Source organism: Paenibacillus polymyxa (assembly GCF_001719045.1).
GTDB lineage: Bacteria > Bacillota > Bacilli > Paenibacillales > Paenibacillaceae > Paenibacillus > Paenibacillus polymyxa_B.
Map to the genome: position 1 here is coordinate 4,103,313 of NZ_CP015423.1, position 15,019 is coordinate 4,118,331.

14 protein-coding genes are annotated in these 15,019 nt (G+C 42.2%); 10 read left to right on the plus strand and 4 right to left on the minus strand.

Features of this window, described 5'->3' with window-relative positions; all coding sequences use genetic code 11:
* Nucleotides 1-77: 77 nt before the first annotated feature.
* The 8 genes from AOU00_RS18335 (at nucleotide 78) to mmsB (ending at nucleotide 9,673) form a co-directional block, all read left to right on the plus strand.
* On the plus strand, nucleotides 78-302 hold the full coding sequence (locus AOU00_RS18335) for a helix-turn-helix domain-containing protein (RefSeq protein WP_069291285.1): 225 nt from the start codon (nucleotides 78-80) through the stop codon (nucleotides 300-302).
* Between the two features lie 182 nt (nucleotides 303-484).
* Nucleotides 485-1,381, plus strand: coding sequence for a restriction endonuclease (locus tag AOU00_RS18340; protein ID WP_069291286.1), 897 nt, complete (start codon nucleotides 485-487; stop codon nucleotides 1,379-1,381).
* A 465-nt stretch (nucleotides 1,382-1,846) separates the two neighbouring features.
* Nucleotides 1,847-2,941 (plus strand): hypothetical protein, encoded by a 1,095-nt coding sequence (locus AOU00_RS18345; RefSeq protein WP_069291287.1) that lies wholly within the window; start codon nucleotides 1,847-1,849, stop codon nucleotides 2,939-2,941.
* Entirely contained in the window at nucleotides 2,931-4,667 is a 1,737-nt protein-coding gene (locus AOU00_RS18350) for an AAA family ATPase (RefSeq protein ID WP_069291288.1), read from the plus strand. The genes AOU00_RS18345 and AOU00_RS18350 overlap by 11 nt, the downstream gene beginning before the upstream one ends.
* A 539-nt stretch (nucleotides 4,668-5,206) precedes the next feature.
* Nucleotides 5,207-5,410: a helix-turn-helix domain-containing protein gene (locus tag AOU00_RS18355; protein WP_019686344.1), complete on the plus strand. Its 204-nt coding sequence runs from the start codon at nucleotides 5,207-5,209 to the stop codon at nucleotides 5,408-5,410.
* A gap of 447 nt (nucleotides 5,411-5,857) precedes the next feature.
* Nucleotides 5,858-6,943, plus strand: coding sequence for a multiple monosaccharide ABC transporter substrate-binding protein (gene chvE, locus AOU00_RS18360; protein ID WP_053324803.1), 1,086 nt, complete (start codon nucleotides 5,858-5,860; stop codon nucleotides 6,941-6,943).
* Nucleotides 6,944-6,975: 32 nt separating this feature from the next.
* Nucleotides 6,976-8,526, plus strand: coding sequence for a multiple monosaccharide ABC transporter ATP-binding protein (gene mmsA / locus AOU00_RS18365; RefSeq protein WP_069291289.1), 1,551 nt, complete (start codon nucleotides 6,976-6,978; stop codon nucleotides 8,524-8,526).
* On the plus strand, nucleotides 8,510-9,673 hold the full coding sequence (gene mmsB, locus AOU00_RS18370; protein WP_023987351.1) for a multiple monosaccharide ABC transporter permease: 1,164 nt from the start codon (nucleotides 8,510-8,512) through the stop codon (nucleotides 9,671-9,673). The genes mmsA and mmsB overlap by 17 nt, the downstream gene beginning before the upstream one ends.
* A gap of 97 nt (nucleotides 9,674-9,770) precedes the next feature.
* Here mmsB and AOU00_RS18375 read toward each other — a convergent pair whose 3' ends face one another.
* Together AOU00_RS18375 and AOU00_RS18380 are read right to left on the minus strand one after the other, a co-directional pair.
* Nucleotides 9,771-10,670 carry a glucose 1-dehydrogenase gene (locus AOU00_RS18375; protein WP_069291290.1) on the minus strand — a complete coding sequence of 300 codons (900 nt, stop codon included), beginning with the start codon at nucleotides 10,668-10,670 and terminating at the stop codon, nucleotides 9,771-9,773.
* A 76-nt stretch (nucleotides 10,671-10,746) separates the two neighbouring features.
* Nucleotides 10,747-11,499 (minus strand): MBL fold metallo-hydrolase, encoded by a 753-nt coding sequence (locus tag AOU00_RS18380; RefSeq protein ID WP_069291291.1) that lies wholly within the window; start codon nucleotides 11,497-11,499, stop codon nucleotides 10,747-10,749.
* A gap of 158 nt (nucleotides 11,500-11,657) precedes the next feature.
* Here AOU00_RS18380 and AOU00_RS18385 point away from each other — a divergent pair, with 158 nt between their 5' ends.
* Nucleotides 11,658-12,083 carry an Lrp/AsnC family transcriptional regulator gene (locus AOU00_RS18385; RefSeq protein WP_025720601.1) on the plus strand — a complete coding sequence of 142 codons (426 nt, stop codon included), beginning with the start codon at nucleotides 11,658-11,660 and terminating at the stop codon, nucleotides 12,081-12,083.
* Between the two features lie 65 nt (nucleotides 12,084-12,148).
* Here AOU00_RS18385 and AOU00_RS18390 read toward each other — a convergent pair whose 3' ends face one another.
* A complete protein-coding gene (locus AOU00_RS18390; protein WP_081330734.1) occupies nucleotides 12,149-12,625 on the minus strand; it encodes a GNAT family N-acetyltransferase in 477 nt (158 codons plus the stop codon).
* 133 nt (nucleotides 12,626-12,758) lie between these two features.
* Between AOU00_RS18390 and AOU00_RS18395 the strand changes: the two genes are divergently transcribed.
* Nucleotides 12,759-13,685 (plus strand): EcsC family protein, encoded by a 927-nt coding sequence (locus AOU00_RS18395; protein ID WP_069291293.1) that lies wholly within the window; start codon nucleotides 12,759-12,761, stop codon nucleotides 13,683-13,685.
* A 50-nt stretch (nucleotides 13,686-13,735) separates the two neighbouring features.
* Here the strand turns inward: AOU00_RS18395 and AOU00_RS18400 are convergent, their stop codons facing one another.
* Nucleotides 13,736-15,004, minus strand: coding sequence for an MFS transporter (locus AOU00_RS18400; protein WP_069291294.1), 1,269 nt, complete (start codon nucleotides 15,002-15,004; stop codon nucleotides 13,736-13,738).
* Between the last annotated feature and the right edge of the window lie 15 nt (nucleotides 15,005-15,019).

The window sequence follows — 15,019 nt, forward strand, 5'->3', positions numbered from 1 at the left end:
CTTTGTAGAGTTAAATCTTTGCTTTTCGTTGATGATTACTGATATGGGAGATAAGATAGAATTATGGAGGGGAAAAGATGACCGTAATCAAGTGTAATATAAGGGAACTCATGGCAGAACATCGAATAGATGATATAACAGAATTGATGGCAAAATCGGGATTGAGTCGGAATTCAATTAATAAGCTATATAGGGAAACAAATATAGAAACAACAAAGCTGGAGACTCTATTCAAGCTTTGCGATACATTTAACTGTAAATTATCTGATTTGATTGAATATCTACCTGGAGATAATCAATAGTGAGGGCAGATTCAAGAAGTGAATCCGTCGTATAACATAATATTCAAGCAGCGGGCTCCTTCGGAGCCTTGGTCTGCGGATGGATTTCGGGGAGGAATTTCAGCAGACGACCCCTTCGGGGTTCATGAATATAGAAACGTTATCTGAAATCGTAAACAAAAATGATGATCAGGAGTATTAAGATGAAGAATACAGGAAAAGAATACGAACTTTTTGTTGCTAAATTACAGCAAGCAATTCTTGATTCTGATGAATTTACATTCAAAAAAAATATCAAGGTAGAAGTTAATAAACTGATTGAAGATAATTGTGGAATTGAAAGACAGTTTGATATCTACTGGGAATATGAGCTTGGAGGACTAGTTTATAAATCAGTGATTGAATGCAAGGATTACAACTCTGATATTTCGGTTGATAAAATTGATGCATTTGTTGGTAAAGCAAGAGATATTCCTGATTTGAAATTAGTTTTTGCGACTAAAAAAGGTTATCAATCAGGAGCTAAAAAAAAGGCTGAGCAAAATAAGATCAATTTATTGATTGTTAGAGAACAAAATGACTCTGACTGGATGGATGAGAACGGTACTCCACTAATAAAAATAATAGGTATCGATTTTCATATTAAAGCCCCTCCAATCATCCGAACTTTCAATCCGGTAGTAGATAAAGAATGGCTGGAAAAAAACACAAATTTAGACGTGACTAAACCAATCAAAGCTTCAGGAATGAGTACCGAAATCATAATTGAAGATGTAATTAATAACAACAAATATTCTATTAATGATTTAGCGAATAGCTTAACCTCGTCTCAAAATGAAGAATATGGTGATTTTACAAAAGTAGAGAAGTTTGAAGAGGCTTATATTACTTATAGTGACTTGCGAATGAAATTGAAAGGCTACAAGGTTGAATATTCTATAGCACCTCCAGTTATAGAAAGAATTGAACTTGACTATTCTAAAGAGCTTATAGGCGTAATTGAATATATAGAAAAAGGAAAGAAGAAAACTATATTTTCTGATGGAATTATAAAAGAACGTGCAGTAAAAAGAATACACAATAATAACGACCTCAGATAACAATATATTCACGCGGCAGGTATACGCCCTGGGTCCGGCATGGAAGCATTTTAAGGAAGTAGAGGGCAGCCGGGCACCTCGGCATTCGCCAGATCGTGAATACAGTGAACGTTAACTGAAACCTTTACTGTGATTTGAAATATTAAAGATGATAGATATGAGTACTGGTGAGTGTCTAAACAATGAAGAAATAAGGAATTACGAATGAATCCAAGAAAGAGTAATCTCTTTCAAAGTACAGTTACTTTATAAAAAATTAATAAAATCAAATCAAAGATCATTTTAAAAAATGTAAGACTTAAGTTTTATAAAAATCGAAAACAACCTAATTTATAGACTTTTACTAAAAATCTATATTGAAAAATAGTTTAGTATATCTAAAGAGTTCAAAAACACTAACTTACATTTTAAAGATTATAGATATATCTTATTGGAATTTTATTATCATAAATCAGGGGGGAAACTATGTGTAAAACGAATGTATCAGTTAATGCAGGAGTGCATAATTCTACAGGTCTTGAGTTTCAAAAACATTGTGCTTTATTTTTCATTATTGAAGACTACGAAAATTTAAAAGACAAAAATTATTTTCTATCAATTGAACACCACGATGATATTTTGTTTTGTTTTAGAGATGAAAATAATGATATTAATTTTGTGAATTCACATCAAGTGAAAAAGGCTTCTTCAGAATGGACGATGAGTGAAGAACTGTTCGAAATAATTAAGAAAATTACTATCGTTGGGGATACATTAATTAATGAAAATTTTCCTAGATCACTTTCCTACTCACATAAGCTTTATTTTACTACTAATCATACGATTAAATTGAATAACGGAAAGAGAAAGAAAGGTGAGAAAAAGAGTTTAATTATCAATGAGGCAAACAACGAACAGCGTTTCACACTGATTGACGAAGAAATTAAAGATAAGATTATCGAGCAAATTGAACTAAATGGATTTCAAACAAAACAACAGCTTTCTAATGTTTACTTATCATTTGTGGATTTACCCAAGACTGCTAAAAGTCAATTAGCAGTTCTTATAGGAAGATGTGAAGATTTGTTAGGCGACAAGATAAGTGACTCAAAGGCTGTTATAGAGACATTACTTATGATGTTCAGAAAAATAGAAAATACATTTAATCAAGGAAATCAAGCTAAAATTTTAGACGAGTCAAAAAGAATAGAATCTAATACGATAAATGAGGTATTTAACATTATAACTAAAAAGAAAATGGCCTATAGATTTTGGCGTGCAAAGTCAGAAACGATTTGTAATGATTTGGATTTAGTTGTGAAGGAACGCAGGTCATTTGTATCTTATTTTGAGAATAGTTTCGATTTATTTAAAGATCTTGAACAAGGCGAACACCAAAGTATTTTAAGGTTTGTAGCTGAAAATTTAAATGTAACTACACAGTATACAACGCATATTGAGTGTGTTAAATATTTATGTGAAAAGTTTTTCGAATCAATGGACTCGCAACTAAGTAACATTGAAATTAAAGCTGCAATATATGCTGCATATGTAGAGATGGAGGATATTGATGAATACTAAACTAAAATTTAATAGATTATTTGTGTATTCAGAAGAAAAAGGAAAATTTTTTAATTGCTGTTTTGGAGAAAATGTAAATATAGTATATGGAAAAAATACATCTGGCAAAAGTACACTGTTTCATTCTATTTTATATGCAATAGGGATTAACGAGAATAATAATCTTTTGAGTGAGATATTAGAATACAATGTTTTTTTTAGACTCGATTGTAGTTTGCTTCGTAACGGTGCAATTGAAGAAATCTCATTTGTAAGGGAAGATGAAACATTAGTAATAGTATCAAATAAGGCACCAACCAAAAAATTTATAGGTATAAGTGCTAATACATCTACGGAGCATGTAAGATTAAAAGAATATATAAATAAAATTTTAGGATTTTATTTGAAATTAGAGCAAAAAGGTACAATAAAAAGTGCTCCGTTAGAGTCGCTAGTTTTACCATATTATGTTGCACAGTCTGTTGGCTGGGTGTACCTTAGAAAGTCATTTAATAACCTGGAATTTTTTAAGAATTTCAAAGAAGACTATTTAGATTATTATACTGGAATTACAAATTTTACGGATCGAGAAGAGAAGTCAAAGCTTGAACGGCTTCTTAGAAGTAAAGAAAATGAAATAGAATTTTTTTCTAATGTAGAAAAGAATAATGAAGAACTAGTTGTATCGAAGCTGGTGGACGAAGAACACTTAATCACTTCAATTGAATATTTAGAAGAGTATAGCTCAAAACAGTCAGCTTTAATCGATTTAGAAAAGAACTACACTTTAAAGTGTAATGAACTCAGTTTCTTAAATAAAAGAGAAAGTGTTCTACGAAAAGTTTTATTAAATCATAAAAAACAAGCTCCTCAAGATGGTAGATGCCCAACCTGTGAACAAACATTGCCTGATAATATTTCAGATTGGTACAAGTACTATCAAGAAGAAAATGACACTATTAACGAAATCAAAAATTGTAAATTAGAATCTAAAAAGGTGAAATCAGAAATAAATTCTTTAAGAAAATCAATAGAAACAGAAAAGTTGGAATTATCACAGCGTTATAATATTTTGAATAGACGAAATGAGTCTGGCATTACTTTAAAGAGTTGGCTTGATAACAAAGCAAATGTGAAGCTAATAGAGAATTGTGAGAAAAAAACCGGTCAACTTGTAATAGAAAAGCAGCAAATTAAAGAAGAATTAAAGAAGTTTAAAACAGAAGAAGAAGTTTTGCAGGAACGTAATAAAAAAGGTAAGGAGTTTTCGGTCTTATTTGTAAATTATTTAAAAGCAATGGGGGTAGTTAATCTTAATGAACGTAGGTATAACCATTTGTTCGAGATTACGGCATTCCCTTTGCAAGGGGTCGAATTGCACAAAACGGTTATGGCTTATCATTTTGCTTTCAACAAATATATTAAAGCAACTGGCTATGTCCATAGACTTCCATTTATGCTTGATGCGATTTTTAAGGAAGATATAGATCCAGATAATAAAGATGTAATATTACAGTTCATAGAAAAATATAAACCTAGTGATACTCAAACAATTGTCTCAATAGCAGACTCTAAAAATGAAAGAGAAGCTATAAAAGGCTATAATGAAAATTATTTTTTTAATAAAGCTACATTGATTTGTATAGGAGATTCTAGTAACGAAAGAGCATTTTTAAGTGATTATAATAATTCTCATAATGATTATATTGAGGAAACAATCAGATATATAAGCGGAGTCGATAAATAAAATCATTAGATATTATTTATAATGAATTGAATTGGGTGAATGATAAGTATTTCAATTGAGAAAGTAAATATTAAAACACTCAAAGAATAACTAAAAAATGTAACTGGAATTGAAATAAAAAATCAGGGCATCAGTTAACAAAATATTTACGCATCGGGCACACGCCCTCGGTCCGGCATGAGCCGGACACCCAGCATGCGTTGGGTCGTGAATTCGGAAACGTTATGCGACAGAATCAAAAGATAAAAGAGCCAATAGGCTCTCAATCTAAAGATAAATCTAATTCGTTATGTAGATGAAGAGCATCTTTAAAACCTTGCAAATAGATTTCACGCTCTAAAATAGCTTGAACAGAAAGATCTGCGTCATCAAAAAGGAATAGAGTCTTTTGTATATCCTCTGATAGTAGTTCGTGTAACTGCTTGAAGTAAAGATTCCATTCGGATGAGAACTGGTTGTAGCTGGAGTTGTTTTTGATAAAGAAAATATACTTTCATATAATTAAAGAAAATTCACTTCATGTGTGAAAGGAATAACAGATGATTAGTTACAAACCTTTTCAAAAATTATTGATCGACAGGGAAATTAAGAAGCAGGACTTACTTAAAATGACGGGGATTTCGTCTGCTACAATGGCGAAGCTCAATACGAATGAATATGTGTCATTAGAAGTAATTGATAAATTATGTACGGCTTTAGGTTGTCAACCAGGAGATTTATTGGAACACATAGCAGAGCAATGACAGATCAAGATCAAGGAAGAATTCTGATTGATCGAAGAAGTGATTCCGTCGTATAACATAAATATTCAAGCTGTGGCTCCGTTGGAGCATGGGTCTGTGTGAACTCTTTAGATAGCCGATTTAATAATTCTACAAATTGAGACTTTGCCAATCGTGAGCAGGCTAAAGTCTTTTTTCGTTTTCAAAATATATGATCGCTCTCCCGACAATCTCCATTCTCCTCAAATCCAATCCCGTATCCTCCCTCGCCACACAAAGGTTAAAATTTTATAAAAAAAGTTCAAAACCAGCAAAGACCTTTCCCGGCCTGGAATGATACCATGTGTTTGCACATAAAAAAAGGAGAGGTATTCGTTGCCTCACTTATGTAAGCGCTATCTCGTTTCAACTCTAATCAGCACTTACCTTCAAATTGACCCGCATCACATGAGGAAAGGGGAACTTCATATGAAAAAAGGAGCTGTTGTCGTATGGCTTCTGGTTTTGGCCCTGATGCTTTCGGCCTGTAATTTGGCGGAGAGTGGAACGGGTAGCAAGGAAAAAGGCTATGTGGGCATTTCCATGCCGACCAAATCGTCCGAGCGTTGGGTAGGGGACGGAGAGAATATGGTCCGGTTGTTTCAGGAGCAAGGCTATAAAACGGATTTACAGTACGCCGAGGACGTGGTGGAAAACCAAATCTCCCAAATCGAAAATATGATCACCAAGGGCGTCAATGTTATGGTGATCGCTTCGGTCGACGGAAACACGCTGACGGATGTGATTCAGAAGGCACACGACCGAGGCATTCAGGTCATTTCTTACGACCGTCTGATTCGCAACACACCGTATCTGACGTATTATGCGACCTTCGATAACTTTAAGGTGGGCGTGCTACAGGCGGCGTATATTGAGAAAAAGTTAGGACTTAAGGAAGGCAAAGGCCCATTCAATATCGAGCTATTCGGTGGTTCACCGGATGACAATAACGCTTATTTCTTCTTTAATGGCGCGATGTCTGTACTTAAACCGTACGTGGATTCCGGCAAACTGGTCGTGCGCAGCAAGCAGATGACGATGGCGCAGATCGCTACACTGCGGTGGGACGGAGCTTTGGCCCAGTCGAGAATGGATAATCTGCTGAGTGCGTACTATTCGGGGGCTAATCTGGACGCGGTACTCTCCCCTTATGACGGAATCAGTATCGGTATCATTTCATCCCTGAAAGGGGTCGGATATGGATCAGCGAACAAGCCGCTGCCGATCATTACAGGGCAGGATGCGGAGCTGGCTTCGATCAAGTCGATTGTGGCTGGGGAGCAGACGCAAACTGTATTTAAGGATACCCGCAAGCTAGCTGAGCAAACGGTCGTGATGGCCAACAGCATTTTACAGGGCAAACAAGCGGAAGTGAATGACACCGAATCCTATAACAACGGTAAAAAGATCATTCCTGCTTACTTACTTGATCCAATCTCGGTGGATCGGACGAATGTGGAAAAGGATATTGTCGGCAGTCACTATTACACCAAAGAGCAAATCGGACTGAAATAAGAGTAAGAATCCAAGCGAAAGGAGCATATCCCATGACTGGAATCATTTTGGAAATGAAGGGAATTACCAAAACCTTTCCCGGCGTGAAGGCATTGGAAAATGTAAATCTCAAGGTCAAGGAAGGCGAAATCCATTCCCTGTGCGGTGAGAACGGTGCGGGCAAATCGACGCTGATGAAGGTACTAAGCGGTGTATATCCGCATGGAACCTATGAAGGGGATATTGTTTTCCAGGGCAAAACGTGTGAGTTCAAGGATATCAAGCAGAGCGAGGAATTGGGCATTGTCATTATCCATCAGGAGCTGGCGCTGATTCCGTATCTCTCGATTGCTGAAAATATTTATCTGGGCAACGAACGCGCCAGTGGCGGTGTGATTGATTGGAAAGAGACTTTTGTGGGTACACGCGATCTGCTGTCCAAGGTCGGTTTGAGTGAGAATCCCAATACATTAGTTACGAACATCGGGGTCGGGAAGCAACAACTGGTCGAAATTGCGAAAGCGCTCTCTAAAAAGGTAAAGCTGCTTATTCTCGATGAACCGACAGCGGCGTTGAATGAGGATGATAGTGAGAATCTGCTTAATTTGATGCTGGAATTTAAAAGACAGGGCATCTCCTGCATTCTCATCTCCCACAAGCTGAATGAAGTCGCAAAGGTGTCGGATTCAATTACGATTTTACGGGACGGGAAGACGATTGAGACACTGGATATGAAAAAGGATGAGGTCATGGAGGATCGGATCATTAGCGGGATGGTTGGACGTGATCTGACCAGCCGTTATCCAGAGCGTCATGCCGAGATTGGCAAAGTCGTTTTGGAAGTGAAGGATTGGACGGTGTATCACGAGCATCATGCAGACCGCAAGGTGCTGGATCAGGTGAATTTGAACATTCGTCGCGGTGAAATTGTCGGTATTGCCGGGCTGATGGGGGCGGGACGGACCGAGCTGGCAATGAGCATTTTTGGCAAGTCGTACGGACGCAACATTTCCGGTCAGCTGATTAAAGACGGCAAGCCGATCCAGAACAACACGGTTACGGACGCGATCAACAACGGCTTTGCCTATGTGACAGAGGATCGCAAGGAGTATGGCCTCATTCTGATGGATGATATCAAGCGTAATATTTCGTTGACCGGCCTGAACAAGCTGACGAAGGGAGCTGTCGTCAATGAGCAGGAGGAAGTCGTTGTTGCAGAGGAAATGAAAAAAAGCATGAACATCAAAGCGCCGAGCATTTTACAGAAAACGGGTAATCTGAGTGGCGGCAATCAGCAGAAGGTGGTGCTGAGCAAATGGATTTTTGCCGGACCGGATATTCTGATTCTGGATGAACCGACACGCGGCATTGATGTGGGCGCCAAATATGAAATTTACACGATTATTCATCGACTTGCCGCTGAAGGCAAGGGAGTGCTGGTCATTTCGTCCGAGCTGCCAGAGGTACTAGGCTTGTGTGACCGGATTTATGTCATGAATGCTGGGCGGATCACTGGAGAGGTTAGCCGTGAGGACGCGTCGCAGGAAACGTTGATGAGATATATGACCAAGTCAGGAGGCGTGAAGCATGGAAACCATAACTAAACTATTTAAAAATAACATCCGCCAATATGGCATGATGATTGCGCTGGTCGTCATTATGATTTTGTTCGAGGTGCTGACGGGCGGCCTGCTGTTGAAGCCGATTAATATTACAAATCTGATTCTGCAAAACAGCTATATTCTCGTGCTGGCCATCGGGATGGTGCTGGTTATCATCACTGGGCATATTGATTTGTCCGTCGGCTCCATAGCCGCTTTTGTCGGTGCGGTTGCCGCCATAATGATGGTCGACTGGCAGCTTCCAGCATGGATCGCTGTGATTGCATCTTTGCTGGTCGGGGCGTTAATCGGCGCATGGCAAGGGTTCTGGGTCGCTTATGTACGGATTCCGGCATTTATCGTTACATTGGCGGGGATGCTGCTCTTCCGTGGATTGACCATGATCGTGCTGGAAGGTCAATCGATCTCTCCATTTCCAGGGGGATTCCAGAAAATCAGTTCAGGCTTCCTGCCGGATTTTTCATCTACCGGGTATAACCTGGTATCCATCATTGTCGGCATTGCACTCACGGTATGGTTTATCGTGAACGAACTTCGCGAACGCCGTTCTCAGCTTAAATATGGATTTGAGGTTCCGTCACAAACGTTATTTGTACTCAAGTTGATTGTGGTAGCTGCGGTTATCAATCTGTTCACCTTCATGCTCGCGAGCTACGCGGGGATACCTAACATTCTCGTGCTGCTGTTCATACTGATCGTTGTATACTCTTTCGTCATGAACCGCACGATTATGGGCCGTCATGTGTATGCGTTGGGTGGAAATGAAAAGGCAGCGGGTCTGTCCGGTGTCAAAACGAAAAAGGTAACGTTCTGGGTATTCGTCAATATGGGCGTGCTGGCAGCCATTTCCGGTCTGATCTTTGCTGCACGTCTGAACGCGGCTACGCCGAGAGCAGGTACGAACTTTGAGCTGGATGCCATCGCGGCTTGCTTTATCGGCGGTGCTTCGGCATCTGGCGGGATCGGAACCGTTTTTGGAGCCATTATCGGTGGTTTGGTCATGGGCGTACTGAATAACGGCATGTCTCTGATTGGTCTGGGTATTGACTGGCAGCAAGGCATCAAGGGCTTAGTACTTCTGCTGGCAGTTGCCTTCGATATTTACAACAAAAACAAAAGATCAGCTTAAGCCCAGATTTGATATCGTAAAACAAGACACCTCCAGTCCCACTTAAAATGTGGATGTTGGAGGTGTCTTGTTTGTTAGGTCTTGTCAGCCAACGCAACTAATCCGTAACCATTTGTCCGCCATTGACATGCAGCGTTTGCCCTGTAATGTAGGAACCATCATCCGAAGCCAGCAGCACATAGGCGGGGGCCAATTCATAAGGCTGCCCGGCACGCTTCATCGGCGTATTGGTGCCAAAGGTGCGGATCGCTTCGGGCGACTGTGTCGCGGCATTCAGCGGAGTCCAAATCGGGCCGGGAGCAATGGCGTTCACGCGGATGCACTGATCAACCAGATTATTAGCCAGAGCGCGGGTGAAGCTGACAATGGCTCCTTTGGTAGCTGAATAGTCGATCAGATTTTTTTGACCAACATAGGCCGTAACCGATGCCGTATTGACGATGCTGGCACCAGCCCGCATATACGGCAATGCTTCTGTAGTCATATGGAAGAAGGAAATAATATTCGTATCAAACGTATCACGAAGCTGCTGTTCGCTGATATCCAGATACGATTCGCGCACAAACTGAACACCCAGGTTGTTAATCAGAATGTCAATCCGACCGAAGGTTTCCATCGTTTGTTGAACAACCAGACAGCAGTTGCTTTTTAGCCTTAGATCGCCTGGAATTAACAAACAACGTCTGCCGAGCTTATGAATGACATCACGGGTTTCCATAGCATCTCGATGCTCATCGAGATAGGCAATGACCACATCGGCCCCTTCTTTGGCAAAAGCCACAGCAACCGCACGACCAATACCGCTGTCTCCGCCGCTAATAATAGCCACCCGATCCAGTAGCTTTCCGGTGCCGATATACTTTGGATTATCATAAATAGGGCGTGGAACCATCAGGTATTCCAACCCCGGCTGTCTATATTGATGCTGGGGAGGAAAGGTAATCGGAACTTCTTTACATTGGGTTTCTGTACCATAATAAGGATATTGCCAATTCATTGATAATCCCTTCTTTAGGCGTTTTGAAATCCAATATATTCAAAATGGGCCCAAGCGGTGACTCGGGATTATCGCCTTATCCCGAAATCGTCGCTCCATCTGCTGGAATATGGACACGTCCCTCCAAACCTTCACGGTTGATGTGTTCCGTAAGCTCGGAGCGGGTTAGTAAACAATGGTTGATTGCTTCCATATGGACAGCCACGATTTGTGTATAAGAGGCATGCTGCGCAACAGCCGTTACATCTTGGGCAGTCATAATGATGGGATCACCAACCGTAAACCGAGCCCCTCCAGCGTTCACAATTGTCCACTCCGGACGGTATTTATCCAGTGCTTCCGCGACTTCACTGCACCAGATCGTATCCCCGGCCAAATAGACGACAGGTTCACCTGGTGCCTGAAACACAAAGCCGGATACGGGTCCCATCTGTTCCCCGATTTCTCCGGTGCCGTGATGCCCGGTAGTACGGATGATCTCAATTTCTCCCACGGAGCCAGCCACCGAAATCGGAGTAACCTGTGTAAAACCGTCAGCAGTAATTTGTTCTTCATTTCCGGGCTGGCAGAAGACGGGAAGTTGTTTGTCCAACCAGCGTACTGCTGCCGGGTCCCAATGATCGGGATGCAAATGTGTGACGATCACAACATCAGGCTGTCCGAGTGCCTGCCATTGCGGCGGCAACGGAACCAGCGGATTACGGCGGGCATTTTCCGTATTGGGAACCGGCGGATTTGCGCCAGCATCACTCAACATCGGATCAATCAGAAATTTTACTCCAGCGTATTCGATCCATAAGGTTGCGTTGCGGATTAGTGTGATTTTCATCTATGGAAGCTCCTTTGGTAGTGAATGTTTTTGGACCGAGTGTATTTTCGGTGGTTCTTTGTTTCTGTTACAATCATATCTGACGCAAGGAGCTACAGGCTACGGCCTGCTGAAAGGAAAACCAGCATTATCGTTTCATCATGAAAGGAAAAATAACTATGGAACTATTCGTACCTGATGACACCGATCTGCGCATTCTTCATCATTTAATTGAAGACAGCTCTTTATCGCACAAGGAGATCGGCCAGCTTGTTCACTTGACAGGCCAAGCAGTAGGGGCGCGTGTTCGAAAAATGCAGGATGCGGGCATTATCGAGGGCTATACGCTGCGCTGGAACCCTGAGAAAATTGGACAGACGATTCATGCCTTTATTACGGTTTTTTTGAATTCAGGAACAACTCACAGTGCTTTCCAGGCTTTTGCACGGGAGCATCCCTATATTGTCGAAATCCATCGAGTGAGTGGGGAAGGCTGTTATTGGATGCGCTTGCGCATGTCATCACAGGCAGAGTTAAATACCATGCTGGATGAGCTTACGAAGTTTGGTAATTACAAATTGAGTTTTTCCATTGGTGAGATTTAACGATAAAAGCTTTCGGCACAAACGCCGAAAGCTTTTTTATTTGGGCGAGGGCTATGAGGTCAACGTTATAGGCTCATTTTAAAAATATGCTGCAATCCGTGTTGTCCCATTTTAGTGTTGCCTTCATCGATAAAGCCGCATTTGCGATACAGACTTTGGGCAGATAGATTACGGGCATTGACGCCCAGTACAATCTCGCGAATATGTGGGAAGTGTCTGGCGATGAACTGTGGTAGTAGAAGCAGCCCTTTCTTAGCGAATCCTTGTCCCTGATCTGCGTAATGAATAGAGAACGCGCGCAGCAGCAGTGCCTCAGAAGTATTCGTATAGTCCGCTAATTCATCCCCATCGTATAAAATGAAAAATCCAACGGGTCTTCTAGTAGCCGTAATCACGACAGGATGGCGGTGCGGATCTTCCTTGGCCAGTGTCAGCATTTCATCCGGCATTGCAGTAAACTGCTTCTGCTCCTCAGGCAAGTAGAAGGTATGTAAAATGGCATCATGTTCACAATGGTAAGGGACAAGCCCTACATTATTCATCATTACACTCCGATCTGTATGGATTTTTAACTTTCTTTATCATCTAGTTTGCTAAAAAAAGAAACCTGAACTCGCCTTACTTACGTATTACCCATACATAAACTAGCATAGTCAAAAGGAGACGTCTACGGTTATGAAACAGCTTACAGAATATCGGGAAAGCCAGGACGTATTGCGTCATGAGCTGAAGAATATTGAAAAATGGGAAAAGGAACAGAAGGACATTTTTTTCTGGGAAAAAATCGGTAGATGGCCTTTTATGCTGCTGGATCGGCTGACGCCCAAAGTCATTAAAGACAAGCTGGAGCAACTGCTTAATGAGATGGGTAGTTTCATTCAGAACGGCGGCAAATATTTGGTGAAGGAAGAAACGGTTCTGAACAGGCTGAAAAAGACGGCCCATGAACATGTAATTCAGCAAAATGGCGCAGATTCCGTGTCGGATACGCAGGACCTGCCTCGTGCCGGGGAAAACGCTGATCCGGAACATAGTGCCAAACCTAGGTGGGAGTTGAAGCAGGCGGCTGAGCTCCCGCTAACAATCATGGATCGGACTGCTGACGATATGACGTCGGCTCGCATTACCTTTGCTACCGCCCAGGGAGCAACAACGGGAATTGGCGGTGTGTTTACGATTGCGGCGGATATTCCTCTTTTGCTCGGCTTGTCACTCAAAGTGCTTCAGGAAATAGCCTTGTGTTATGGCTTTAATCCCCATGATAAGCAGGAACGCATTTTTATTATTAAATGTATGCAATTTGCTTCATCTGATATTGTGGGTAAGAAGGCCGTATTAGAGGAGCTGGCTTTGTTCGATGATCCTTCACGTCAGGCACAGGTTTTTTCCCAGATGCAGGGATGGAGAGAGGTCATTAACACTTATCGTGACCAGTTTGGATGGAAAAAGCTGCTTCAAATGGTCCCGATTGCGGGTATTTTGTTTGGCTCCATTGCGAACCGAAGCGCTATTAGTGACGTAGCTGAAGCAGGGAAAATGCTGTATCGGAAGCGTCGGATTTTAATGCGTTTGGCAGAAGTAGAGAGTGAGGAGTTACGTTAGGTGGGTATAAAGGTGTGCAGCGGCCAAAATGGCCGCCACACGTTTGCCTGTTACACTTCGGCTCCATTTTCTTCCGCCCAGCGGTTCAGGGTTTTATCTGTAGGAAGCAGGAAGGTTAAGATGCCGAGCAGTGGTAAAAAGCCGCACAGGAACATGATGTGAGTGATGCCTACCTTGTCGATCCAGTTGCCGAGCACAAGTGCGCCCACACCACCAAGGCCAAAAGCGAGGCCCGTAATGAGACCGGACACGGTCCCGATTTTGCCGGGCACGAGCATCTGTGCATAAACGACTGTGACCGAAAAGCTAGACAGCATAATAAATCCGATAATTGCCAGCAGGATCGCCGTCCAGAATTGGTTGGCATAAGGTAGTGCCAGCGCGAGTGGTGCGGCTAATACCATGGACAGAAAAATCATGTTGCGTTTACCAAAACGGTCCGCGAGCGGACCGCCAAAGAAGGTGCCCAGCGCTCCAGCCCCGAGGAACAGGAAAATGTAAAGCTGTGCATCAGCCAATGGCATTTTAAATACTTCCATCAGGTAAAACGAATAGTAGCTTCCGACCGAGGTCGAGTACCATGAACGGACGAATACCAGTAGAATGAGGACAATCATGGCAAACATAACGCGGTTACGCACTTCGGGCTTCATGCGGCGTGCCACCGCTTTTTTGCGTGCGATGCCTTCTGTACGTAGGACGTTACCGTACCAGCGTGCGATGAACGATTGCACCACAATTCCCGCTGCCGCAATACCTGTGAACCAGATCGCGCCAAATTGTCCTAACGGGATAAAAATCCAGCTCGTGAGCATCGGCGCCAGCGATTGGCCCGCATTGCCGCCAACTTGAAAAATGGATTGTGCCAATCCCCGACGCGGCCCGGCCGCCATATGGGATACGCGCGAGCCTTCAGGGTGAAAGGCAGCCGAGCCCAGACCCACAAAAATGACTGCGATCAACACCGCTTTATAATCGGCAGCATAGGCGAGCAACAGCATGCCAGTCAGCGTAAAGCCCATGCCGATGGGAAGGATAGCGGGCGTAGGCCGTTTGTCCGAAAACAAGCCAATCACAGGCTGCATGATTGAAGCTGTAAAATTGATCGCGAATGAAATCCAGCCGATCTGCGTGTAGTTCAGGCTCATAGATTCCTTCAAGATCGGAAAGATCGCTGGAATGACCGATTGAATCGAGTCATTGAACAGGTGGACGAAACTGATCGCAATCAGTATCGCAAAAACGGTGCCTTTCGCTTGTGGACCCGGGAGGGGGAGCGATCGGCCCGTTTCATTTTTTGTAGCAGATTTACTAGTCATGGCATCCTCCGAATA